The sequence below is a fragment of the Brevibacterium marinum genome, from assembly GCF_011927955.1.
Classification (GTDB): Bacteria; Actinomycetota; Actinomycetes; order Actinomycetales; family Brevibacteriaceae; genus Brevibacterium; species Brevibacterium marinum.
Map to the genome: position 1 here is coordinate 2371434 of NZ_JAATJN010000001.1, position 23434 is coordinate 2394867.

Consider the following 23434-nt stretch of genomic DNA (forward strand, 5'->3'; position numbering starts at 1 on the left):
AGAGTCGTTCTTGCGCAACTTGTCCCCGCCATACTTCGACACTGCGCTGGTCCTGTCCGGGCTTTCACTGGATCTGGTGATGGGGGTGTGCGGCAGTCTCTATGGGCGAGTCGGAACTCGCGCGCTGCTCGCCCGAGGGGGACCTGGCGCTTTAGTCTGTGCGGTTGCGAATGCCCAGCACTGATCTATGTAGTTGTCCAGGTCTGTCGTTGGTCTCAATCGGGCCGTTCGAGGTTCCCAGTCGGGTGAAGAAGGCCCGCTACTTCGGCGGTGCCTTGCTTCAGCGGCCCTCCCAGCCGTTTGAGCTCGACCAGCTCGGTCGCCAGGTTGGTTGTCAGGGTGTCAACGGCCGTTCGCAATAGTTTCTTCTTGCCTTCGCCGCGTTCGGCGGTTCAATAGGCGATCACGATGTCTTGGCAGATAGTCCAGGTGACTTCGACTTCGGTGAAATTCGGATCTGCTGTCGTCGAGTTTCGCGATCCTCTCCTGCTGCTTTCTCATGAGCAGAATGCTAACTGTATGCGGGGTCCGCCGCGCCCGATACAACGGGCGCTTTACCCGACTGGGGTGGGCGGCCTGTGTACTCCTGATGAAAACCGCGACGCGCCTCGCCGAGCGCATCACCGGCGAGTTTGAAGACGTGGAAGGGGTCGCTGACTTCCACGGCATCGGACGGTTGCTCGGGCGCCGCGGTCTTGAAACCGGAGAACCCGTCAATGAGGAAAACGTCGATACTTTCGCGCCATTCTCGCTGTCGGGCTCTCAATAATAGTTTGTGAGATGTCGGTGAGGAATCGAGACGCCGAGCGATTCAGAAGAACTCTTTCAGACGTTCTCGCAGAGCAGGGTCGCAGGTGTAAACATAAGTGCCCCGAATTCCTCGTGTGAGCAGCACGCTGTAAATGTTCTCTACGTATCGGAGAAGATCTGCATCTGAGTAGGTGATACCGAGCTTGGGATTATTCTCGCGTCCCTTTTTATCGTGATAGTTTTCTCGGTCGAAGACCAGCTTTCCAGCGTCGGGATCATAGCGGAGATCCTTGCCGATGATGACTCCGACGTAGTTGAGGTCGTAGCCCTGCACAGTGTGAATCGATCCAACCTCGTCGGTTGATTTCGGTGAGTTGATCCAATCTGTCGTGGTCGAATTCCAGCGCATCCGCTGTCCATCGAGTTCGATGTCGTACGCAGTCTTGTCGTTCTTGCTCTTCCATGGCCAGGCGTATCCTGCGACGAGTCGAGAGAGGCCATGGTCTGTTTCACGCTTGCTTAGCTCTCGCCGCATCTCGCCGAGATCTGTAAACATGCGGAGATCGTAGTCGCCGAAGTCCTCCCGGGTGGTCGGCGGATTGTCGCTGAGAATCGATCTGATGTACCCAACGTAGTCCTTGTCGGCCGAGATTCGCATCTGGGTTTGAAGAGGATAGAGCCTGCCAGCGGTTCTGGCTTGCGTTGCGAGCTCCTTTGTTTTGGTTGCCGGTAGATCGGCTGGCCTAACAGTCTGGCCGACGTCAAGCATGAGGATCGATTGTCTACTTTGCTTCTTGATCCAATCCAACTGCGTCTTCTGCGGATCGTCCCAGCCGAAGAGCTTCTCGTTGATCTCAGTGAATTTCTTGTTGAGCGGCCCCGCCGCCTGATTCGCGCGCTGGTTAAGCCTATGAGCTTCATCAACTACAAGAAGATCGAACGGTTCTGAGCTCTCGCCCACCTGGAACGGCGTCAAGACCATGTCTTTGCGTAGTCCGGGCGTCAGCTTAAACACCTTGGCGATTGAGTCTCGCAACGATTGCTGGGGGACTACGATCGCGAATTTTAGATTCTCTAGCAGCTCGGCATGTCCAGCTGTGAAGTAGTCGCTGAAGATGGAATCGATGTCCAGCGGCTCTTCCGAATTATGCCGCCGGATGTCTTCGAGCAACTTGAGCATATATATGGCAACAACGGTCTTGCCGGTACCAGGGTTTCCTTCGACTACGGCAGTGTTGTCGACGCCACTTTCGAGATCCGCGAAGAAGCCTTCGAGTATGTCATCGACCGCGATGGCCTGATCATGGTTCAGCGCCTTGAAGGGTGAGAGCTTGAAGAGATCGCTGTTGATGATCTCTGGGACGGTGCGCTGGAATAGTTCTTCCTGAGATCGCAGTTCCTCGAAGATCTGCCGAAATGTTTTATTGTAGTTTTCGCGGTCGTAATAGTCCGCATCAGTGATACCTGCATTGAGGTTGAGAACTTGCCGACTGCCGTCACCATGGAACATTCGGATGAGGAACGACTCCAGATCCAGACACGCCGATTTGTTGAACGTGTCGTCGAGAACGACTCTCACCGACTGGAGACTTCGTTTTGAGTCGGACTCGAGGTGCTGCCTCATGCGTCCCTCGACGTTGAGGGATTCGCCGACGTAGACCTCATTCTTATTGTTCATGACGTAAACGACTGGCCAGTTCCGGTGACGCGGGTCGACGGATCCCCACGCCTTGACCCTGTCTGGCTCGAGTGGGAAGCGTTCGACCTTAAAGCTGGTCATATTTCACGCTCGTGCCTCGCGCCTTGTCCACTGGATACTTCTCGCGAGTCTTCGCAAGCTTTTCAAGAATGATGGTGTCGGGATCCAGTTCCAATTTATCGGCGAGCAGCATGCAATACGTCAGCACATCTGCCAGCTCGTCCTTCGCGGATTCGAGGTCTGCATCTCCCCATTGGAAACATTCGAGCAACTCTGCTGCTTCTATGGAAATACTCTTTGCGAGATTCTCGGGGGTGTGGAACTGTTGCCAATCTCGTTCGGCCATGAACTGGCGCACTGTGTCGGGAACAGAATCTTCGTACATGACTTTAAGGTATCAGCGACTTACGGCGACGGGACGGAATGGGGCTCAACTCAAATACTCGAGGACCAAGTGAGTGGAAATCTGGGAGAGTCCTGGCCGACGTCAGCGCCACAACAGTTTGGGCCCGAAGTTCCCAACTATAGACAGGAACTCCGGGCTCAAGCTGTGTTCGCTAAGTCAGGCTGTCGTCAGCACTACTTTGCCCGTGGTCTCACGTCCCTCAAGTGCACGATGTGCATCAGCAGCATCAGCCAACGCAAATGTCGCACCTACCCGGAAGTTCAGCCAGCCGTGCTCGATGCCGTTGAAAAGCATTGACGAGCGCTTCGCCAGTTCCTCCGACGAGCGGACGAACCACGCCAGCGATGGGCGTGACAGGAAGATTCCGCCGGAAGCATTGAGGCGCTGAATATCAAAAGGCGGCACCTGACCGGAGGCTCCGCCGAAGAGCACCATCGAGCCCAGCGGCTTCAGTGACGCCAGCGAGGCATCGAAGGTGTCATTGCCGACGCCGTCATAGGCGACCTCGACGCCCTCTCCATCGGTCAACTCGCGCACCTTCGCGGTCACGTCGACACCCTCGCCGTAGAGGAAGACCTCATCGGCTCCGGCTTTGCGGGCCAGCTCTGCCTTCTCCTCGGTGCTCACCGTCGAGATGACGTTGCCGCCCAGGTGCTTGATGATCTGGGTGAGCAGCAGCCCGACGCCGCCGGCACCGGCATGGACGAGTGCGGTGTGGCCGGGCTTGATCTCGTGCGAGCTCGTGGCCAGGTACTGGGCTGTCAGCCCCTGCAGCGGCATGGCGGCAGCGACCTCGGTACTCACGCCCTCGGGCACCCGCAGCAGATTGTCGGTCTTGACGACGACCTGGGTCGCATAGGAACCCGGGCCCTCGTGCCAGGCGACGCGATCGCCGACGGACCAACTCGCCACACCTTCGCCCACCTCGGCGATGCGCCCGGTGCCCTCAGATCCGACGATGTGCGGGTAGCTCATGGGATACGTGCCCGAACGACGGTACGTGTCGATGAAGTTCACACCCGCGGCCGCGACGTCGACGAGGACCTCGCCAGGACCGGGCCGAGGAGTGTCGATCTCATTGAACTCGAGAACCTCTGGTCCACCTGCTCGCATCGCCTGAATAGCCTGGCTCATCACGCCTCCTGCATATAATTTAATGCGCTGGTATAGTTATACATATGAATGATCTTACGGTTGCCGTCTCCGGTGCCACCGGATACGCCGGGGGAGAGGTCCTCCGGCTGCTGAGCACTCACCCCCACTTGAACGTCACAACGGTGTGCGGACATTCCACCGCGGGTGAGAAGCTCGGCCGACATCAACCCCATCTTGCCCGATATTCCGATTTCGTGGTCCAGGAGTCCACCGCCGAGGTGCTCGCCGGCCACGATGTCGTCATCCTCGCCCTCCCACACGGCCAGTCCGGACAGATTGCCGCCGAACTCGAATCCACGAGCCCGGGCACCCTCATCGTCGACCTGGCCGCTGACCACCGCCTCATCAGCGTCTCCGCTTGGGAGAAGTTCTACGGCTCCGACCACCAGGGCACCTGGACCTACGGTCTGCCCGAGTTGCTGACTGCCGATGGCACGAAGCAGCGAGTGGAACTCAAGGACACAATGCGCATCGCCGTGCCCGGTTGCAACGTCACCGCTGTGACGCTTGGGCTCGCCCCACTCATTCAGGCAGGCCTTGCCGCACCGGCCGGGCTCAACGCAGTCCTCGCCAACGGAGTTTCCGGGGCCGGCAAGGCGCTCAAGCCGCACCTGACCGCCGCCGAAGTCCTCGGCGACGCCTCGCCCTATGGCACCGGCGGCACACACCGGCATGTGCCCGAGATCGAACAGAATCTCAACGGCGTCCTCGGCGCCGATGCCGCAGAAGGTCCCACCCGGATCTCCTTCACCCCGACACTCGTGCCCATGGCCCGCGGAATCCTCGCGACCATCACGACCGATGCAGGGGAAGCCGCTCCGAAAACCGCCGAAGGGCTCCTCGACGCGGAAGCGCTCAAGAGGCAACTAACCGAGGCCTACGCGCAGGCCTACGCTGATGAACCCTTCGTCCGCGTCCTGCCCGAGGGCCAATGGCCGCGCACCTCGGCGACGACCGGGTCGAACATGGCCCACATCCAATACACCGTCGATGAACGGGCCGAGAAGATCCTCGTCGTCGTGGCACTGGACAACCTCGTCCGCGGCACCGCCGGCCAGGCCCTCCAATCCATCCACCTGGCGCTTGGTCTCGACGAGACCACCGCACTTCCCCTCGAAGGAGTCGCCCCATGAGCGTGACCGCACCACTCGGCTTCAGTGCAGCAGGATTGACCGCCGGACTCAAACCGTCCGGCACCAAGGACCTCTCGCTCGTCGTCAACACCGGCCCCGACGCTGCTGTCGCCGCCGTCTACACCTCCAACCGCTGCAAGGCCAACCCCGTCCTGTGGTCCCAGAAAGCCTCGGCCAACGGGCAGGCCCGCGCCGTCGTCCTCAACTCCGGGGGAGCGAACTGCTACACCGGTGACTTCGGGTACGAGACGACGACCTTGACGGCCCAGACCACCGCCGAGGCCCTCACCGAGAACGGTACTGATGCCGCCGCCGAAGACGTCCTCGTCTGCTCGACCGGACTCATCGGCGTCGGCGGTCAGGACTTCCGCGATTCCATCGTCGACAACCTCCCCGCACTCGTGGCCGCGGCAGAGGACTCGGTGGAGGGCGGCGAACACGCCGCTGAGGCGATCATGACCACCGACACCGTCGCCAAGACCGCGACCCGTGAGGGCAGCTCCGGGTACACGATCGGCGGCATGGCGAAGGGCGCGGGCATGCTCGCCCCTGGCTTGGCGACCATGCTCGTCGTCATTACCACCGACGCGAAGGTCGACCAGACCGTACTCGACCAAACACTGCGCGGTGGCACGAGCCGCAGCTTCGACCGTCTCGACACCGACGGCTGCATGTCGACGAACGACACCGTCATCCTCATGTCCTCCGGAGCCCACGAAGCAACCGTGGATACCGAGGAATTCACCAGCCTGCTGCGTGAAGTCTGCCTCGACCTCATGCACCAGCTCCACATCGACGCCGAAGGCGCCCACCACGACATCGCCATCACCACCCAGGGTGCGGCAAGCGAGGCCGAGGCAGTCGAAGTCTCCCGCTCGGTCTCCCGCTCCGCCCTGTTCAAGGCCGCGATCTTCGGCCAGGACCCGAACTGGGGACGCGTCGTCGCTCAAGTGGGGACCACCTCGGCGACCTTCGATCCCACACAGATCGACGTGAGCATCAACGGCGTCGAGGTCTGCCGAGCTTCCGGACCCTACGAACACCCGGAGAAGGTGCAGTTCGGCCGAGAGGTCGACGTCGTCATCGACCTCCATGCGGGCGAGCACACCGCCACGGTCTGGACCTCGGACCTCACCCACGATTACGTCGAAGAGAACAGCGCCTACTCCACATGAGCAGCAACCCCCACGACATGTCCACGAAGTCCACGGCCGCCCGGCTCGCCGCCGCCCAGGTCAAGGCCGAGGCCCTGACCGAGGCGTTGCCGTGGATCAAGACCTTCGCCGGTGCCACGATCGTCATCAAGTACGGCGGCAACGCGATGATCTCCCAGGAGCTGCAGCAGTCGTTCGCCGATGACATCGCGTTCCTCCGCTTCGCCGGCATCCGCCCCGTCGTCGTCCACGGCGGAGGACCGCAGATCACCTCGATGCTGGCCCGCTTGGGCATCGAGTCCGAGTTCAAGGCCGGGCAGCGCGTGACCACCGAGGAGGCCGCCGAGGTCATCCGCATGGTCCTGTCCGGCCAGGTCAACCGCGACATCGTCTCCCGCATCAACCGCAACGGCAACGCCGCCATCGGGCTCTCCGGTGAGGACGCGGACCTGCTGTTGGCGCACAAGACCCACGCCGAGGCCGACGGCGAACTCATCGACCTCGGCCGGGTGGGCGAGATCGCCCAGGTCAACACCACCGTGCTCACCGAACTCCTCGACGCCGGGCGGGTGCCCATCATCTGCTCGATCGCCTCGGAGATCGACGGAGAGGCCGGCAAACCACTCAACATCAACGCCGACCTCGCCGCCTCCGCGGTGGCGAAAGCGCTGAAGGCCGACAAACTCATCATGCTCACCGACGTGCCCGGCCTCTACGCGAACTGGCCCGACACGTCCTCGCTGATCTCGCGCATAGGACCTAAGAAGCTGCGCGAACTGCTGCCCAGCCTCGACGCGGGCATGATCCCGAAGATGACCGCGGCCCTCGAAGCGATCGAACACGGGGTGCAGCAGGCCCACATCATCGACGGCCGCATGGCGCATTCGCTCCTGCTCGAGGTCTTCACCTCGGAGGGCATCGGCACCATGGTCGAAGACACCGTCGTCGAACCCGCACCTCTGGGTGACGGACACAAGGGCGAGGGACACGAAACACCACAGGAGGACGACAACGATGAGTGACACACAGGCAAGCCAGACACCGGCCGTGCAGAGCGACCAGCCCCAGAGCGACCAGCCCCAGAACGCCCAGCCCCAGAACGCCCAGGCCCAGACCTGGCGCGATGACTTCTCCCGTGTCCTCTCGCCGGTCTTCGGCTCACCTCAGCTCGACCTCGTCCGCGGAGAGGGCGTGCACGCCTGGGACGCCTCGGGCAAGAAGTACCTCGACCTCCTCGCCGGCATCGCCGTCAACGCACTCGGCCACTGCCACCCCAACTGGGTCAAAGCCCTCTCCGAACAGGCGGCGACGCTCGGACACATCTCGAACTTCTTCACCTCACCGCCACAGATCAACCTCGCCACGAAACTCCACGAGGTCCTCGACCTGCCGGCCGGGTCCGCCGTGTTCTTCTCGAACTCCGGCACTGAGGCCAACGAGGCCGCCTTCAAAATGGCCCGCCGCGCCGCCGGTGGAGGCCGCCCGATCATCATCGCCGTCGAGGGCGCCTTCCACGGCAGGACCATGGGGTCCCTGGCGCTGACGGCGAAGGCCGCCTACCGCGAACCCTTCGCCCCCGGTGTGCCCGGAGTCGTCCACGTACCCTATGGGGACGTCGACGCTCTCGCCGCAGCCATCAACGACACCACCGCAGCCGTGTTCATCGAACCCATCCAGGGCGAAGTGGGCGTGCGCTCCCATCCGGCCGGCTACCTCACCGCCGCCCGCGAACTCACCCGCGACGCCGGGGCACTCCTCGTCCTCGACGAAGTTCAATCAGGTGTCGCCCGCACCGGCTCCTGGTTCGCCCACCAGGACCCGGAGATCGGCGAGGGAGTCGTCCCGGACATCATCACCTCGGCGAAGGGCCTGGGCGGAGGCATGCCGATCGGGGCGACCATCACCGTCGGCGATGCGAACACGAAACTCCTCGAAGCCGGACAGCACGGGACGACCTTCGGCGGCAACCCGATCGCCTGCGCGGCAGGACTGGCCGTGCTCGAGACCATCGAGACCGAGAACCTGCTCACCCACACTCGGGAGACCGGATCATGGTTGGCCGAACAGCTCACCGCTGTCGACGGCGTCAAGGCCGTCACCGGCACGGGCCTGCTGCTGGGCATCGAGCTCTCCGAAGGACACGACGCCAAGGCGGTCGCCGCCCGGGCACTCGAGGCCGGGTTCATCATCAACCCCGTCACGCCCGACCGTCTGCGCCTGGCCCCGCCGCTGATCGTCACGCGTGAGGACCTCGTCCCGTTCCTCGACGCACTGCCCGGGCTCATCGCCGGCTGAACCCTCCACCGATCCCAAGGACCCACCATGACCCGCCATTTCCTCAAGGACACCGACCTCAGCCCGGCCGAACAGGCTCAGGTCCTCGACCTCGCACTCGACCTCAAGGCCGCCCCGTATGCGCGGACCCCGCTGGCCGGACCGCAGACCGCGGCCGTCATCTTCGACAAGACCTCGACGCGGACCCGTGTCTCCTTCGCCGCAGGCATCGCAGCATTGGGCGGACAGCCGCTCATCATCAACCCCGGTGAGGCGCAGCTGGGACACAAGGAATCCATCGCCGACACCGCCCAGGTGATGTCGCGCATGGTCTCGGCGATCATCTGGCGCACCTACGCCCAATCAGGTCTCGAAGAGATGGCCGAACACTCAACGGTGCCGGTCATCAACTCGCTCTCCGACGACTTCCACCCCTGCCAGATCCTGGCCGACCTGCTCACCATCCGCGAACACCGCGGCGACGTGGCCGGCCAGACCATGACCTACTACGGCGACGGCGCGAACAATATGGCGAACTCCTACCTCCTCGGCGGCGTCACTGCCGGCATGCACGTGCGCATCGCAGCACCGGCCGACTACCAGCCGGCTTCCGCGATCGTCGCCGAGGCCAACGAACTCGCGAAGACCACCGGCGGATCCGTCACTGTCACCGACGACCCGGTGGCCGCCGCGCACGGCGCCGACGTCCTCGTCACCGACACCTGGGTGTCCATGGGACAGGACTCGACCGGCCGCGACGACGAGGCATCACCCTTCGTGAAATACCAGGTCAGCCAGGAGCTCATGGACTTGGGCAACGATCCGATGTTCCTCCACTGCCTGCCCGCCTACCGCGGCAAAGAGGTCACGGCCGAGGTCATCGACGGCCCCGCCTCGGCGGTCTTCGACGAAGCAGAGAACCGTCTCCACGCGCAGAAGGCGCTCATGGCCTTCCTCCTGGAGAACCGATGAGCGAGAACACGAACTCGGCCCCGCTGACGAAGACGGCCCGGCAGCAGAAGATCATCGATCTCATCACCCGCCGGTCCGTGCATTCGCAGATCGAGTTGGCCGATGCGCTGGCGACGATGGGCATCACCGTCACCCAGGCGACCCTGTCGCGCGACCTCGCCGAGGTGGGTGCCGTGAAGATCCGGTCCACCTCCGGATCCGTGTACGCCGTCCCCGGTGAGGGAGGCGACCGCAGCCTGCAGCAGTCCACCGGCGACAGCCTCGATGCAAAACTGCCCCGACTGCTCGAAGAGCTCCTCGTCTCCGCGGCCGCGCAGAAGGACATGGTGGTCCTGCGCACCCCACCCGGCGCCGCCCAATACCTGGCCTCGGCCATCGACCGCTCCTCGATGACCGGGATCTTCGGCACCATCGCCGGCGACGACACGGTCCTCGTCCTCGCCGACTCCACCGTCGGTGGCGCGGCCCTGGCGGGGACGTTTCTCGAATACGCGGCCGGCGGGCTGACCGAGGGGTGAGCCGCCTCGGTGGAATCCACCTCGGCGCGGGTCGAGACCTGCAACAATGAAACGAAAATCAACGAACCACGAAGAACTGACCGCCAGAGCGCACGCGATGACGGTGGGAAAGGACGATCTGTGAGCGAACGACTGAGCCTGTGGGGCGGACGATTCTCGGACGGCCCGGCCGATGCCCTGGCCGCGTTGAGCAAGTCCACCGACTTCGACTGGCGACTGGCCCACTACGACATCGCCGGTTCGAAGGCACACGCAAAGGTCCTCCACCGATCGCAGCTGCTCAGCGACGATGAGCTGGCCGGCATGACCGATGCCCTGACCGAACTCGCCCGCCGCGTCGAAACGGGCGAATACGTCGCAGCCGAATCCGACGAGGACGTCCACTCCTCACTCGAACGCGGCCTCATCGAGATCGCCGGTCCCGAGCTCGGCGGCAAACTGCGCGCCGGCCGGTCCCGCAATGACCAGATCGCGACCATGGGGCGGATGTACCTGCGCGACCATGCCCGCGAGGTCGCCGGACTCGTCCTCGACACCGTCGACGTCCTCATCGCCCAGGCCGACGCCCACCGTGAGGCGCCGATGCCCGGTCGGACCCACCTCCAGCACGCCCAGCCCGTGCTGCTGGCCCACCACCTGCTCGCCCACGCCTGGCCGCTGCTGCGCGACGTGGGTAGGTTCGTCGACTTCGACTCACGGGCAGGGGTGTCTGCCTACGGCTCCGGCGCACTGGCAGGATCATCGCTGGGCCTCGACCCACAGGCCGTGGCCGCGGACCTGGGCTTCAACGACTCGGTCGAGAACTCCATCGACGGGACCGCCAGCCGGGATGTCTTCGCCGAATACCAGTTCATCACCACGATGATCGGCATCAACCTCTCACGCCTGTCCGAAGAGGTCATCGCCTGGGCGACCAAGGAATTCTCCTTCGTCACCCTGCACGACTCCTATTCGACCGGCTCGTCGATCATGCCGCAGAAGAAGAACCCCGACATCGCCGAACTCACCCGCGGCAAGTCCGGCCGCCTCATCGGGGACCTCACCGGTCTGCTCTCGACGCTCAAGGCACTGCCCCTGGCCTACAACCGCGACCTGCAGGAAGACAAGGAACCGATCTTCGACGCCACCGACACCCTCGAGCTGCTGCTCCCGGCGTTCACCGGCATGATCGCGACCCTTGAATTCAACACCGATCGCATGGCCTACCTCGCCCCGCGCGGATTCGCCCTGGCCACGGACATCGCCGAATGGCTGGTGCGATCCGGTGTGCCGTTCCGGGTGGCCCATGAGGTTGCCGGTGAGTGCGTGCAGCTCGCCGAATCCCGTGATGTCGAGCTCTGGGATCTGTCCGATGAGGATTTCGCCTCGATCTCCGAGCACCTCACCCCGGACGTGCGCGAAGTGCTCACCACGCTCGGTTCCATCGACTCCCGCAACGCCAAGGGCGGCACCGCCCGGTCCGCTGTGGGTCAGCAGATCGACAACGCCCGCGCCGAGGTGGCCCGCCTGCGCGAGTTCGCCGATTCGGCTCGGAGCGTGTGAAGCTCAAGGCTTAACGAAAGCATTGCTCCGGTTATTCGCCGGGGAACCAATCAGCGCCGCTCGGTTCTTTCAGTGATCTGGGCGGCGGATGATTTCCGGGCGTGGTCCTTGTGCTGGCCGAGGCTGTGGGACAACTGCTTGAAATAGTTGTTCTTCGCCCACGCTGCTTCGTCACCGATGACATAAAGTCGTCGTTGGGCTCGGCTGACCGCCACGTTGACGAGGTTGACCGACTTCGCGGCCCAGGACCGTGCACCCGGTTTGCTGGGGTCTCCTCCAAGGACGAAGAACACCACTGATGCCTCTCGACCTTGCGCGGTATGGATGGTTCCTGCCGTGAGACCGGGATAGTGATACTTGAGAGTGCTGAGTTTATCGGCGACTGCTCTGAACGGTGAGATGGCAATGACTTCGGAACAGTCGACCCCCATCTTCTGCAGATGATCGAGGGCGTTTCGCAACCGATCGACCTGATTGGGCTGAAGGTGATTCCCGGACACCGGCGCGGCTTCATGGGCCCAGAAGCTGGGATAGATGCGATAACCATCAGGACGGTCGAAAAGGTCGAGTTCTTCCGGATCATTGATGTTGCGGTGGACTCCATTGACCATGATCTCTTCGTACGCAATCTGATTGCTGATGCTGAACATCGGGTCATCGCACCGACGGTGCGCACGAAGGGGCGCACTCACCCAAACGTCTTCGCCCTCTTGAACGAGTGTTGTCCCATGGATGGAAATGCGATCTGCGAGCGTCTGGACGGAAGCTGCCGGCGGGCGCCATGAGTCTGAGACCCCGAGCGTTGTCGCGATGTCCCCCTGGACCTTATTGGGGATGGTCACGACTGGCTGCAGTTGCAGCGGATCGCCGACAGCAACGACTCGTTGTGCTCTCCAGACTGTACCGACTGCGTACTGTGGGGCTGCTTGTCCGGCCTCGTCGATGAACAGCCAACCAAGGGAGTCTTTGCCGAGAGCATCGAACATGCGACCGGCAGAAGCAAAGGTCGTCGACACGAGGGGGACCGCGAGGAAGAACAGCTGCCACGCCGCAAGTATCTTCTCGGGCTCGAGCTTGGCAGGATGCTCGGCACCGACGACTGACACGGCGGCACGAAGTCCGTTGCGCAACTTCTTGCCGGCAGAGACCATGAAGTTCTCATGGAGCTTCAGTGCCTCGAAGAAGAGTTCGGACCGTGCCTCATCCAGCTTTTCGTTGAGCCACGGAGCCTGCAGTTCTCGCGTCTCGCCAGTCCAGCCGTCGCCCGGATACGAATTGCCATAGCTTGCCTCGTCATCACCACAGTGAGCAGTGAGTCGCTGACACTCGGCCCTGGCACGGTTGAGCTCGGACTCCGTGCGAGTCAGATTCTCTGCCTTGTCATGAAACGTGATCTGAAGCTGTTCACGTTGCCGACTGATCTCTGACAGCTGTTCTTCGGCGGCAAGAAGCGTGCGAGAGAACTCATCCAGAGTCTCTCTCCAGGGACGCAGTGCCCGTCCCCAAGAGAAGATGATCTCGAAAACCCCCGGTTTCGCTTCTATGTGCTGGCTGTATCCAGAGAATGCATGGTCGCGCCGTCCCGCGGCCTCACGTTCGCTTCGCAGGCTTTGACTCAGCGACTGCTGAACCTGGTCCAATTGGACCTGATTGTGCTCCAACCGCTGTTCGAGACGCTGAACATTGAAGTGGGTCGATTCCAAGGCTTCCAAACGTTCTTGTGCAGCCTCTGCTTGCGCGATGAGGTCATCGACCCGTCTTTCGGCCTGGAAGAACGAGTTCTTCGCGTCGGCCCAGGACGGCCATTGTGTCCTGTCTTCGTGGCGCTGACGCAGAGTCTCATCGAGGCCGAGACAGCCGCCTTCGACGAGCTTCCATGTTTTGGGGTCGCGTTCGCCGAACCAGAAGTCACTGCGGAAGCCCTTGCGGTTGCTCTTGTTCCCCAGACGGGCCGCAATTGTGCCCCAGGCAGAGGTCTCGGTCTCTGAAGCCTTCTTCTTTGAATCGCGCTGCAGGAGAAAAGTAGCGATGTCGGAAAAATAGTCGGCTGTGTCGTGCCATTGTTTCGCGATGGCCTCTGTCGCCGGTACCTCGAACGAGATGTTTTCCACGGCAGAGTTGTTCGCTGAGGCAACAATCATTTCGAACCCGGTGAGTTCGGGCCTCAACTGGGGAACTTTGGACTCATATTTCTCACCGACGTTCCAGGTATGGACCGTGTCGGTGAACGCGTCCGCGGCTTTTGGCAGGGCCGCGAGTCGGCGTGCGCGTTCTACGATGTTTCCAGCCAGCACATCGCGGAGCATGGTTGTCTTCCCGGTTCCCGGAGGTCCGTTGACTCCCATGATCCCCTGCGTGGTCGAGAAGCTTCCCAGAGCCTGATTCACAGCGAACTGCTGACTGAGTGCGAGGTGGTGCGACGGATCGGATGGCCAACGGCCCTTCGGCAGATGTCTCACCGAAGCCGCAGCGTCAACCGTGGACGGAGAATCCCTGACGTCGATGCGGTGGCTCAATGGAAGTGCTTCATCTTGGGTGAGATAGCTATTCAATGCCGCGCCCAGTTCGCCTTGGGCAGTCTGCTTGCGAACGCGACTGAGGTCCTCGAGGAAGAAGCTGTTGAGGAAGTCTGTCTCGGCGGTTTCCTCGGCTCTCTTCGCCGAGACTGCTCTGCTTTCGATGACGATCTCGTCGGTTGCCAGATCATTGAGTCCGTTGATTCCCGAACATCGATGAGCCACCTTGAGGAGCTCCTGGATGAAGTCTCCGCCGATGGGCGGCGGGGGAGGAGTTTCATTCTCCGCAGTCGGGTGATGGTGATCTAGGGTCCTCGTGAATTCTTCGATTCGCTGTTCTTCTCGGTTCTCAACAGTCTTGGCAAAAGAAGTGCGCGCGGTGTCGAATCCCTCTGCCCAGTTCGGGTCGGACGGACCTCGGTTGGTGGCACGTCCGGTAGCCCAGAGCGCCGATGACAATATCTGAGACTCATTGATGAGCTGCCCGCGGTCGTCGATGAGGAGGCCCGCGCACGCGCTTTTTCCCGGCTGTCGTTCGTCGTAGACATCAGCATCATCGTGAAAGACCTTGTGCAAGGACTCGTAAATGTCGGCCAGTGAATATACTCCGAGGTAGACCGTATGCGCCCAGACCATCTTCGTACTGCCGAATTTCGGTGGCGGCTGGAGGCTGTTCCAGGGCAAGTCATTGCCTGGACGCCAGGACACGACTTGTTCGTGTGGCGAGTCGAGCGTCAACGATTTCGCAGCCGGCACCTTCTGTGGACTGAAAAGTTCCAGCAGCCACCAGAACTTGAGTATTCGCAGCTGTTCGTCCGTTGCCCGTCGACTCCTCATGCCTCCATTCTGCACATTATTGACATCCGGTCTTGTCCGTTTCGGCATCCGGAGAGAGCTTTCGGCACCGCGACACCTCTCCTCACTTGTCGGTAATCGATATAGATGAAAGTCGACATCGTGTTCTGATAGTGAGAACGTAGCGTTAGCAACAAACCTTGATGAGTTGCGGCGTATCTCCGAAGAAGCAATGCTGTGTGTGAGCGCGCCCGATTGACTCATTGACGAGTTCCCGGATTTATCGGATGGCTCGCGGGTCTCGATGCGCTGGGATCGGGGAGTGACCGCGAGTTGGGACAGCGGTGAGCGCGGATGAGTTGAAGGCATTGCCGTACCTCACCGAGTTCTCCCCCGAGCTTCACTCGAAGCTGAGCAACTGACGACACTGAGAATCTGAGGAAGTGTCGGAGACAGCCCACATCTTCGCTGCCGCGGCCAATGGCACACCCACCTCGGCGAGCACGTAGAATTGCTTCAGTCGGCCAAGCGTCGACATTGACAACACATTTGAAAGGAATACTGTGACCGACATATTCAGCGATCTCACGGCCCGCGGGCTCATCGCGGTATCGACCGATGAAGCCGCGCTGCGAAAGGCTCTGAACGAAGAATCGCTGACCTATTATGTCGGTTTCGATCCGACGGCGCCGAGCCTGCACATGGGCAACCTGGTCCAGCTCATCACGGCCGCTCGCCTGCAGCAGGCCGGACACAACCCCTTGGCCCTCGTCGGGGGTGCCACCGGACTCATCGGTGACCCGCGGATGTCGGGGGAGCGGACGCTCAACCCGCGCGAGGTCGTCGAAGAGTGGCTGGCGAAGATCCGCACTCAGGTCGAGAAGTTCCTCGACTTCGACGGCCCGCATGCGGCCCAGGTCGTCAACAACTACGACTGGACCTCCGAGCTCTCGGCCATCGACTTCCTCCGCGACGTCGGCAAGCACTTCCCGGTCAACCGGATGCTGGCCAAGGAGTCGGTCTCGGCACGGCTGAGCAACGAGAGCGGTCTTTCTTTCACCGAGTTCTCCTACCAGGTGCTGCAGGGCAACGACTACCTCGAGCTCTACCGCCGATACGGCTGCACCCTGCAGACCGGCGGTTCGGACCAGTGGGGCAACCTCACCTCCGGCGTCGACCTCATTCGGCGCGTCGAATCACAGAGCGTCCACGCGCTGGCGACTCCGCTGATCACGAAGGCCGACGGCACAAAGTTCGGCAAGACCGAATCCGGCACCGTTTGGTTGGACGCCGACCTGACCAGTCCGTACGCGTTCTGCCAGTTCTGGCTCAATGCCGACGACCGTGACGCCGTGAAGTACCTCAAGGTGTTCTCACTCCGTTCTCTCGAGGAGATCGCTGCGATCGAGGCGGAGTTCACTGCGGCTCCGCACACGCGAATGGCTCAGAAGACTCTCGCCGAGGACGTCACGACGCTCGTCCACGGCAAGGAGAACTACGACCAGGCGATCGCCGCCGCAGCAGCGCTCTTCGGCGGGGGAGAACTCGTCAGCCTCGACTCCGGAACCCTCGGAGCAGCCACTGCCGAACTGCCCCGTGGCGATGTCAGCACCACCCAGCTGTCCGAGGGACTCCCCGTGGCCGATGCGTTCGTCGCCGCCGGCATCGTGAAATCCAAGGGTGAAGCTCGGCGTGCCATCAAGGACGGTGGCGCCTATGTCAACAACGTGAAAGTCTCCGGTGAAGACCCAACCCTCACCCCCGCCGAGGTGCTTCCCACCGAGAGTGGGGGAGTGATCCTCCTGCGCCGGGGAAAGAAAACACTGGGAGCAGTTGACATCGTCAGCTGAGCTCCGTGAATTCCGCCGACACCGTGTCCTTGACCAGTTCGAGGGCACGGTGTCGTTGTATCCGGGGCGAGTGTCGTCGGATGCGGGGCGACAGCGGAGACGGGCGGCCCCGCGCGAATGGTCTGCGTCGAAGGACAAGCGAGGGGCTTGTATTGGCCGATTACACGGGCAGAGTGTGTACGGCTGTACCGAACGAGGTCATGGTGCTGACCGACACCATGGTTCCGGCAAGCCTCATGGTGTTGACAGTCGCCATGGCCCAGACTGGAATGAACGATCCGACGAAATGAGGTCACAACAATGAGAACACTGCTCAACATCATCTGGTTCATCTTCAGCGGACTGTGGCTGGCGCTCGGCTATTACCTCGCCGGCATCATCTGCTGCATCCTCATCGTCACCATCCCGTGGGGAATCGCCTCATTCCGCATCGGCAACTACGCCCTCTGGCCCTTCGGACGCGAGGTCATCGAGACGAGGCCGGCAGGAATCGCGACCACGCTGGGCAACATCATCTGGGTCATCGTGGCGGGAATCTGGTTGGCGATCGGACATGTGGTCACCTCGATCCCGCTGTTCGTGTCGATCATCGGCATCCCACTGGGGTGGGCGAACATCAAACTCATCCCCGTCTCCCTCATGCCTCTGGGCAAGGACATCGTCAACAGCGACTCCCTGATGCCCGGCTACCGCGGAGCCTGATCTGCCACCGTCAAACATCCGCGAGCCCCGGAAATCCGGGGCGAAATCGCGTAACTGCAGCCTTAGTGACGGGCGTCACAGCGTAAGAGTCGGTTTGGAGTTGCACGTGGCTGTTCGTCTGGTCTAGAGTTGTATCTCGTTGCCCCGCAGAAAACGAGTTCTTCGAGATTGGTTTTCACCGGGTGTGACCAGCACAAACAGGGTTTTGGTTGACTGGTTTACACGCGGTCGGGGAGCGATAATTTGAAACTGGCGCCCCCAGTGAACGTGATCGTTTGTGCGGTTGTGGTGATGGGTGTGTGTTTGTGGTTTGAGAATCCAATAGCGTATTTGTTTGAACAGATAGTGATGCCAGAATGATTTGTTTTCTGGTGAGACAATCACACGGTTCAACCTGGTGAGCCTGGTCCCCGTCTTTTGTGGTGGGGTTGGTTCGTGGGTTGGGTCGTGGTTTGTGGTCAGCTGGGTCACCCCGTGGCTTGGTTGGCTGTCTTGCTGGGATTAGTACTGGAACATATTTTTTATGGAGAGTTTGATCCTGGCTCAGGACGAACGCTGGCTGCGTGCTTAACACATGCAAGTCGAACGCTGAAGCCCTGGTGCTTGCACCGGGGTGGATGAGTGGCGAACGGGTGAGTAACACGTGAGTAACCTGCCCCTGACTTCGGGATAAGCCCGGGAAACTGGGTCTAATACCGGATATGAGCATGGCCCGCATGGGTGGTGCTGGAAAGTTTTTCGGTTGGGGATGGGCTCGCGGCCTATCAGCTTGATGGTGGGGTAATGGCCTACCATGGCGACGACGGGTAGCCGGCCTGAGAGGGCGACCGGCCACACTGGGACTGAGACACGGCCCAGACTCCTACGGGAGGCAGCAGTGGGGAATATTGCACAATGGGGGAAACCCTGATGCAGCGACGCAGCGTGCGGGATGACGGCCTTCGGGTTGTAAACCGCTTTCAGCAGGGAAGAAGCCTGACGGTGACGGTACCTGCAGAAGAAGTACCGGCTAACTACGTGCCAGCAGCCGCGGTAATACGTAGGGTACAAGCGTTGTCCGGAATTATTGGGCGTAAAGAGCTCGTAGGTGGTTGGTCGCGTCTGCTGTGGAAACGCAACGCTTAACGTTGCGCGTGCAGTGGGTACGGGCTGACTAGAGTGCAGTAGGGGAGTCTGGAATTCCTGGTGTAGCGGTGAAATGCGCAGATATCAGGAGGAACACCGGTGGCGAAGGCGGGACTCTGGGCTGTAACTGACACTGAGGAGCGAAAGCATGGGGAGCGAACAGGATTAGATACCCTGGTAGTCCATGCCGTAAACGTTGGGCACTAGGTGTGGGGGACATTCCACGTTCTCCGCGCCGTAGCTAACGCATTAAGTGCCCCGCCTGGGGAGTACGGTCGCAAGGCTAAAACTCAAAGGAATTGACGGGGGCCCGCACAAGCGGCGGAGCATGCGGATTAATTCGATGCAACGCGAAGAACCTTACCAAGGCTTGACATACACCGGATTGGGCTGGAAACAGTCTTTCCCTTTTGGGCTGGTGTACAGGTGGTGCATGGTTGTCGTCAGCTCGTGTCGTGAGATGTTGGGTTAAGTCCCGCAACGAGCGCAACCCTCGTTCTATGTTGCCAGCACGTGATGGTGGGAACTCATAGGAGACTGCCGGGGTCAACTCGGAGGAAGGTGGGGATGACGTCAAATCATCATGCCCTTTATGTCTTGGGCTTCACGCATGCTACAATGGCTGGTACAGAGAGATGCGAGACCGTGAGGTTTGAGCGAATCCCTTAAAGCCAGTCTCAGTTCGGATCGTAGTCTGCAATTCGACTACGTGAAGTCGGAGTCGCTAGTAATCGCAGATCAGCAACGCTGCGGTGAATACGTTCCCGGGCCTTGTACACACCGCCCGTCAAGTCACGAAAGTCGGTAACACCCGAAGCCGGTGGCCCAACCCTTGTGGAGGGGGCCGTCTAAGGTGGGACTGGCAATTGGGACTAAGTCGTAACAAGGTAGCCGTACCGGAAGGTGCGGCTGGATCACCTCCTTTCTAAGGAGCGCACATTTAGAACCCCATCGAGGCAGCCGTTCGTGTTGTCTGGTGGGAGCTCATGGGTGGAACATCACTATTATCGCTCACACCTACCAGCGTCGTTGGGGTACCTGCCCTGTCGACGAGGTTTCGGGGGTGGGCTAGAGCAGATACGTTATTGGGTCCTGGAATCACAAGCCCCGCACTGTGTGTGTGGGTGTGGTTTCTTCCAACAGGACCGACCCGTCCTGGTCCGGCAGCCGATGGTTGTGTGGTCTGGGGTGGTGTTTGGTAGTGGTTTGAGAATCGTATAGTGGACGCGAGCATCCACAACCCATTCGTGGGTTGTGATGTAATGTGATTTTTCTTGTGAAATCTTAGAGTGTTTTTTCGCGCATACGCATACAACCCTCTAGAGGGGGTGTGTGAGTGTGTAAGAGCGCATGGTGGATGCCTTGGCATCAGGAGCCGATGAAGGACGTGGAAATCTGCGATAAGCCTCGGGGAGCCGATAAACGGGCTGTGATCCGAGGGTGTCCGAATGGGGAAACCCCGCCACTCGTGAGGGTGGTGACCCGCATCTGAATGTATAGGATGTGTGGAGGGAACGCGGGGAAGTGAAACATCTCAGTACCCGTAGGAAGAGAAAATAAGAATGATTCCGGGAGTAGTGGCGAGCGAAACCGGATGAGCCTAAACCTTGTCAGTGTCAAGCGTGCTGGTGTTGCTGGCTGGGTGTTGTAGGGGTGTGCGTGGTTCGGTCCAGCATGGCCGAGACGTTGAGTGTGGTGCGTGTAGTCGAATCTGGTGGGATCCAGGACCGGAGTGGGTGAGAGTCCCGTAGGCGAAACATGTGGCGCCGGCGTTGCGTGCGTGCCCGAGTAGCACGGTACTCGTGGAATGTCGTGTGAATCTGCCAGGACCACCTGGTAAGGCTAAATACTTCCTGATGACCGATAGCGGATAGTACCGTGAGGGAATGGTGAAAAGTACCCCGGGAGGGGAGTGAAAGAGTACCTGAAACCATGTGCTTACAATCCGTCAGAGCCCCCGTTGTTGGGGTGATGGCGTGCCTTTTGAAGAATGAGCCTGCGAGTTAGCGGTGCGTGGCGAGATTAACCCGTTGTGGGGTAGTCGTAGCGAAAGCGAGTCCGAACAGGGCGGTATAGTCGCGTGTCCTAGACCCGAAGCGGAGTGATCTAGCCATGGGCAGGGTGAAGCGTGTGTAAGAGCGCGTGGAGGCCCGTACCCACTTCAGTTGAAAATGGAGGGGATGACCTGTGGTTAGGGGTGAAAGGCCAATCAAACTCTGTGATAGCTGGTTCTCCCCGAAATGCATTTAGGTGCAGCGTTGCGTGGTTCTTGCCGGAGGTAGAGCTACTGGATGGCTGATGGGCCCCACCGGGTTACTGACGTCAACTAAACTCCGAATGCCGGTAAGGTTCAGCGTGGCAGTGAGACAGTGGGGGATAAGCTTCATTGTCGAGAGGGAAACAGCCCAGACCATCAACTAAGGCCCCTAAGCGTGTGCTGAGTGGGAAAGGATGTTCAGTTGCGAAGACAACCAGGAGGTTGGCTTAGAAGCAGCCATCCTTGAAAGAGTGCGTAATAGCTCACTGGTCAAGTGATTGAGCGCCGATAATGTAGCGGGGCTAAGTACACCGCCGAAGTTGTGGCAGCATCCCGAATAAGCCGTAATGGTGGGGTGTTGGGTAGGGGAGCGTCGTGCTGGCTGTGAAGTTGCCGTGTGAACGAGTGGTGGAGCCGGTACGAGTGAGAATGCAGGCATGAGTAGCGAAAGACGGGTGAGAAACCCGTCCACCGGATGACCAAGGGTTCCAGGGCTAGGCTAATCCGCCCTGGGTAAGTCGGGACCTAAGGCGAGGCCGACAGGCGTAGTCGATGGACAACCAGTTGATATTCTGGTACCGACACACAACCGACAATACCAAAACACACGAAACTAACTTCCTCACTCACCCGTGGCGTCTTCGGATGTCTGGTTGGTGTGTGGGGTGGGACCTGAGTGTGGAGTCGGTAAGCGCGAGGTGTGACGCAGGAAGGTAGCCAGGCCACGCGATGGTAGTCGTGGTCTAAGGTTGTAGCACGTGGGGGTAGGCAAATCCGTCCCCGCATGTGGTGTGAGAGCTGATGGGCGCCCCACAGTGGTGGGGTGATCTGGTGATCCTATGCTGCCGAGAAAAGCATCGGCGTGAGGGTGTGTGTTGCCCGTACCCTATAACCGACACAGGTGGTCAGGTAGAGAATACTAAGGTGATCGAGAGAATCGTGGTTAAGGAACTCGGCAAAATGCCCCCGTAACTTCGGGAGAAGGGGGACCATCCCGGTGAACCACCCTGAGCGGTGGGATGTGCTGGTGGTGGTCGCAGAGGCCAGAGAGAAGCGACTGTTTATTAAAAACACAGGTCCGTGCGAAGATGTAAGTCGATGTATACGGACTGACGCCTGCCCGGTGCTGGAAGGTTAAGAGGACCCGTTAACAGGTTTCCTGTGAAGCGGAGAATTTAAGCCCCAGTAAACGGCGGTGGTAACTATAACCATCCTAAGGTAGCGAAATTCCTTGTCGGGTAAGTTCCGACCTGCACGAATGGCGTAACGACTTCTCTGCTGTCTCAACCACGAACTCGGCGAAATTGCATTACGAGTAAAGATGCTCGTTACGCGCAGCAGGACGGAAAGACCCCGAGACCTTCACTATAGTTTGGTATTGGGCTTCGGTGTGGTTTGTGTAGGATAGGTGGAAGACTATGAGGCTCCGACGCTAGTTGGGGTGGAGTCGATCGGTGAAATACCACTCTGACCATTCTGGATTCCTTAACTTCGGACCCTGATCGGGTTCAGGGACAGTGCCTGATGGGTAGTTTAACTGGGGCGGTTGCCTCCTAAAGAGTAACGGAGGCGCCCAAAGGTTCCCTCAGCCTGGTTGGCAATCAGGTGTCGAGTGTAAGTGCACAAGGGAGCTTGACTGTGAGACGGACGTGTCGAGCAGGAGCGAAAGCTGGGACTAGTGACCCGGCCATGGCTTGTGGAAGCGTGGTCGCTCAACGGATAAAAGGTACCTCGGGGATAACAGGCTGATCTTGCCCAAGAGTCCATATCGACGGCATGGTTTGGCACCTCGATGTCGGCTCGTCGCATCCTGGGGCTGTAGTCGGTCCCAAGGGTTGGGCTGTTCGCCCATTAAAGCGGTACGCGAGCTGGGTTTAGAACGTCGTGAGACAGTTCGGTCCCTATCCGCTGCGTGCGTAGGAAATTTGTGGAGGCCTGTCCTTAGTACGAGAGGACCGGGACGGACGAACCTCTGGTGTGCCAGTTGTACCGCCAGGTGCATGGCTGGTTGGCTACGTTCGGGATGGATAACCGCTGAAAGCATCTAAGCGGGAAGCCTGCTTCGAGATGAGATTTCCAGCCCTTTGTTGGGGTGAGGTGTCCCATAGATGATGGGGTTGATAGGCCGGGTATGGAAGCACTGTGAGGTGTGGAGTTGACTGGTACTAATACGCCGATCACTCACATAACCCTTTTCTTTTGTGGGGGTGGTGTGTGCGGGTAATGCTTTGAGGTTTGTACGAGAGTCATGTGTGACGGTCATGTTGCATGGTGGTGTTCGCGTTCGCTGTGCGGTTCTTGGACTGCTACTTTCATTCTTTGAGCATGTGGTTGTTCGGATGAGTGGTGGTCTGGTGGTTTTGCGGTGGTGATAGTGGTGGGGAAACGCCCGGTTAACCGTTCCGATCCCGGTAGCTAAGCCCATGCGCGCTGATGGTACTGCAACTTGGTGGTTGTGGGAGAGTAGGTTGCCGCCGCAATAAATTTGTGAAGGAGGGGCTCTGTCCGTATGGACGGGGCCCCTCCTTCTTTGGTTTCTTATTCCGCACACTGGCGGAGGCCGGCGAGCCGGGCACTTCTGCGCAT

The 23434-nt window shown here is 60.4% G+C and carries 14 protein-coding genes and 3 rRNA genes; 12 read left to right on the forward strand and 5 right to left on the reverse strand.

Going from position 1 to position 23434, the window contains the following annotated elements:
- Nucleotides 1–511: 511 nt before the first annotated feature.
- The 4 genes from BKA07_RS19950 to BKA07_RS10485 all read right to left on the reverse strand — a co-directional run bounded on the left by BKA07_RS19950 (nt 512) and on the right by BKA07_RS10485 (nt 3989).
- On the reverse strand, nt 512–766 hold the full coding sequence (locus tag BKA07_RS19950; protein ID WP_425339330.1) for a transposase: 255 nt from the start codon (nt 764–766) through the stop codon (nt 512–514).
- A 45-nt stretch (nt 767–811) separates the two neighbouring features.
- Nucleotides 812–2530, reverse strand: coding sequence for a DUF2075 domain-containing protein (locus BKA07_RS10475; RefSeq protein WP_167950851.1), 1719 nt, complete (start codon nt 2528–2530; stop codon nt 812–814).
- On the reverse strand, nt 2517–2834 hold the full coding sequence (locus BKA07_RS10480) for a nucleotide pyrophosphohydrolase (RefSeq protein ID WP_167950852.1): 318 nt from the start codon (nt 2832–2834) through the stop codon (nt 2517–2519). Before BKA07_RS10480 ends, BKA07_RS10475 begins: the two co-directional genes overlap by 14 nt.
- A 177-nt stretch (nt 2835–3011) precedes the next feature.
- Nucleotides 3012–3989 carry a quinone oxidoreductase family protein gene (locus BKA07_RS10485; RefSeq protein ID WP_167950853.1) on the reverse strand — a complete coding sequence of 326 codons (978 nt, stop codon included), beginning with the start codon at nt 3987–3989 and terminating at the stop codon, nt 3012–3014.
- Nucleotides 3990–4033: 44 nt separating this feature from the next.
- Between BKA07_RS10485 and argC the strand changes: the two genes are divergently transcribed.
- The 7 genes from argC (at nt 4034) to argH (ending at nt 11603) form a co-directional block, all read left to right on the forward strand.
- Nucleotides 4034–5143 (forward strand): N-acetyl-gamma-glutamyl-phosphate reductase, encoded by a 1110-nt coding sequence (gene argC, locus BKA07_RS10490; RefSeq protein ID WP_167950854.1) that lies wholly within the window; start codon nt 4034–4036, stop codon nt 5141–5143.
- The gene (gene argJ, locus BKA07_RS10495; RefSeq protein ID WP_167950855.1) at nt 5140–6318 is read left to right on the forward strand and encodes a bifunctional glutamate N-acetyltransferase/amino-acid acetyltransferase ArgJ; all 1179 of its coding nucleotides are present in this window, start codon (nt 5140–5142) and stop codon (nt 6316–6318) included. Before argC ends, argJ begins: the two co-directional genes overlap by 4 nt.
- On the forward strand, nt 6315–7319 hold the full coding sequence (argB, locus tag BKA07_RS10500) for an acetylglutamate kinase (protein ID WP_245161918.1): 1005 nt from the start codon (nt 6315–6317) through the stop codon (nt 7317–7319). The genes argJ and argB overlap by 4 nt, the downstream gene beginning before the upstream one ends.
- Nucleotides 7312–8592: an acetylornithine transaminase gene (locus BKA07_RS10505; RefSeq protein ID WP_167950856.1), complete on the forward strand. Its 1281-nt coding sequence runs from the start codon at nt 7312–7314 to the stop codon at nt 8590–8592. Before argB ends, BKA07_RS10505 begins: the two co-directional genes overlap by 8 nt.
- 27 nt (nt 8593–8619) lie before the next feature.
- Nucleotides 8620–9543 (forward strand): ornithine carbamoyltransferase, encoded by a 924-nt coding sequence (argF, locus tag BKA07_RS10510; RefSeq protein WP_167950857.1) that lies wholly within the window; start codon nt 8620–8622, stop codon nt 9541–9543.
- The gene (locus BKA07_RS10515; protein WP_167950858.1) at nt 9540–10061 is read left to right on the forward strand and encodes an arginine repressor; all 522 of its coding nucleotides are present in this window, start codon (nt 9540–9542) and stop codon (nt 10059–10061) included. The genes argF and BKA07_RS10515 overlap by 4 nt, the downstream gene beginning before the upstream one ends.
- A gap of 120 nt (nt 10062–10181) precedes the next feature.
- A complete protein-coding gene (gene argH, locus BKA07_RS10520; protein WP_167950859.1) occupies nt 10182–11603 on the forward strand; it encodes an argininosuccinate lyase in 1422 nt (473 codons plus the stop codon).
- Between the two features lie 50 nt (nt 11604–11653).
- On the opposite strand, the gene BKA07_RS10525 is transcribed toward argH, so the two are convergent.
- On the reverse strand, nt 11654–15283 hold the full coding sequence (locus BKA07_RS10525; RefSeq protein WP_245161919.1) for a DEAD/DEAH box helicase: 3630 nt from the start codon (nt 15281–15283) through the stop codon (nt 11654–11656).
- Between the two features lie 194 nt (nt 15284–15477).
- Here BKA07_RS10525 and tyrS point away from each other — a divergent pair, with 194 nt between their 5' ends.
- The 5 genes from tyrS (at nt 15478) to rrf (ending at nt 23328) form a co-directional block, all read left to right on the forward strand.
- On the forward strand, nt 15478–16764 hold the full coding sequence (gene tyrS / locus BKA07_RS10530; protein ID WP_167950860.1) for a tyrosine--tRNA ligase: 1287 nt from the start codon (nt 15478–15480) through the stop codon (nt 16762–16764).
- 300 nt (nt 16765–17064) lie between these two features.
- A complete protein-coding gene (locus BKA07_RS10535) occupies nt 17065–17466 on the forward strand; it encodes a YccF domain-containing protein (protein ID WP_167950861.1) in 402 nt (133 codons plus the stop codon).
- Nucleotides 17467–17986: 520 nt separating this feature from the next.
- Nucleotides 17987–19516, forward strand: a 16S ribosomal RNA gene (locus BKA07_RS10540).
- A 405-nt stretch (nt 19517–19921) separates the two neighbouring features.
- Nucleotides 19922–23037, forward strand: a 23S ribosomal RNA gene (locus BKA07_RS10545).
- Between the two features lie 172 nt (nt 23038–23209).
- Nucleotides 23210–23328, forward strand: a 5S ribosomal RNA gene (gene rrf, locus BKA07_RS10550).
- The 16S, 23S and 5S rRNA genes sit together here, the layout of an rRNA operon.
- The last annotated feature ends 106 nt before the right edge of the window (nt 23329–23434 follow it).

What these genes read in the sequence shown, in the direction of transcription:
- BKA07_RS10525 (WP_245161919.1), bottom strand. Translation starts at nt 15,283, where the DNA reads ATGCCTTCAACTCATCCGCGCTCACCGCTGTCCCAACTCGCGGTCACT.
- BKA07_RS10535 (WP_167950861.1), top strand. Translation starts at nt 17,065, where the DNA reads ATGAGAACACTGCTCAACATCATCTGGTTCATCTTCAGCGGACTGTGG.
- BKA07_RS10475 (WP_167950851.1), bottom strand. Translation starts at nt 2,530, where the DNA reads ATGACCAGCTTTAAGGTCGAACGCTTCCCACTCGAGCCAGACAGGGTC.
- BKA07_RS10515 (WP_167950858.1), top strand. Translation starts at nt 9,540, where the DNA reads ATGAGCGAGAACACGAACTCGGCCCCGCTGACGAAGACGGCCCGGCAG.
- BKA07_RS10505 (WP_167950856.1), top strand. Translation starts at nt 7,312, where the DNA reads ATGAGTGACACACAGGCAAGCCAGACACCGGCCGTGCAGAGCGACCAG.
- BKA07_RS10485 (WP_167950853.1), bottom strand. Translation starts at nt 3,989, where the DNA reads ATGAGCCAGGCTATTCAGGCGATGCGAGCAGGTGGACCAGAGGTTCTC.
- BKA07_RS10480 (WP_167950852.1), bottom strand. Translation starts at nt 2,834, where the DNA reads ATGTACGAAGATTCTGTTCCCGACACAGTGCGCCAGTTCATGGCCGAA.
- argC (WP_167950854.1), top strand. Translation starts at nt 4,034, where the DNA reads ATGAATGATCTTACGGTTGCCGTCTCCGGTGCCACCGGATACGCCGGG.
- argB (WP_245161918.1), top strand. Translation starts at nt 6,315, where the DNA reads ATGAGCAGCAACCCCCACGACATGTCCACGAAGTCCACGGCCGCCCGG.
- argJ (WP_167950855.1), top strand. Translation starts at nt 5,140, where the DNA reads ATGAGCGTGACCGCACCACTCGGCTTCAGTGCAGCAGGATTGACCGCC.
- argF (WP_167950857.1), top strand. Translation starts at nt 8,620, where the DNA reads ATGACCCGCCATTTCCTCAAGGACACCGACCTCAGCCCGGCCGAACAG.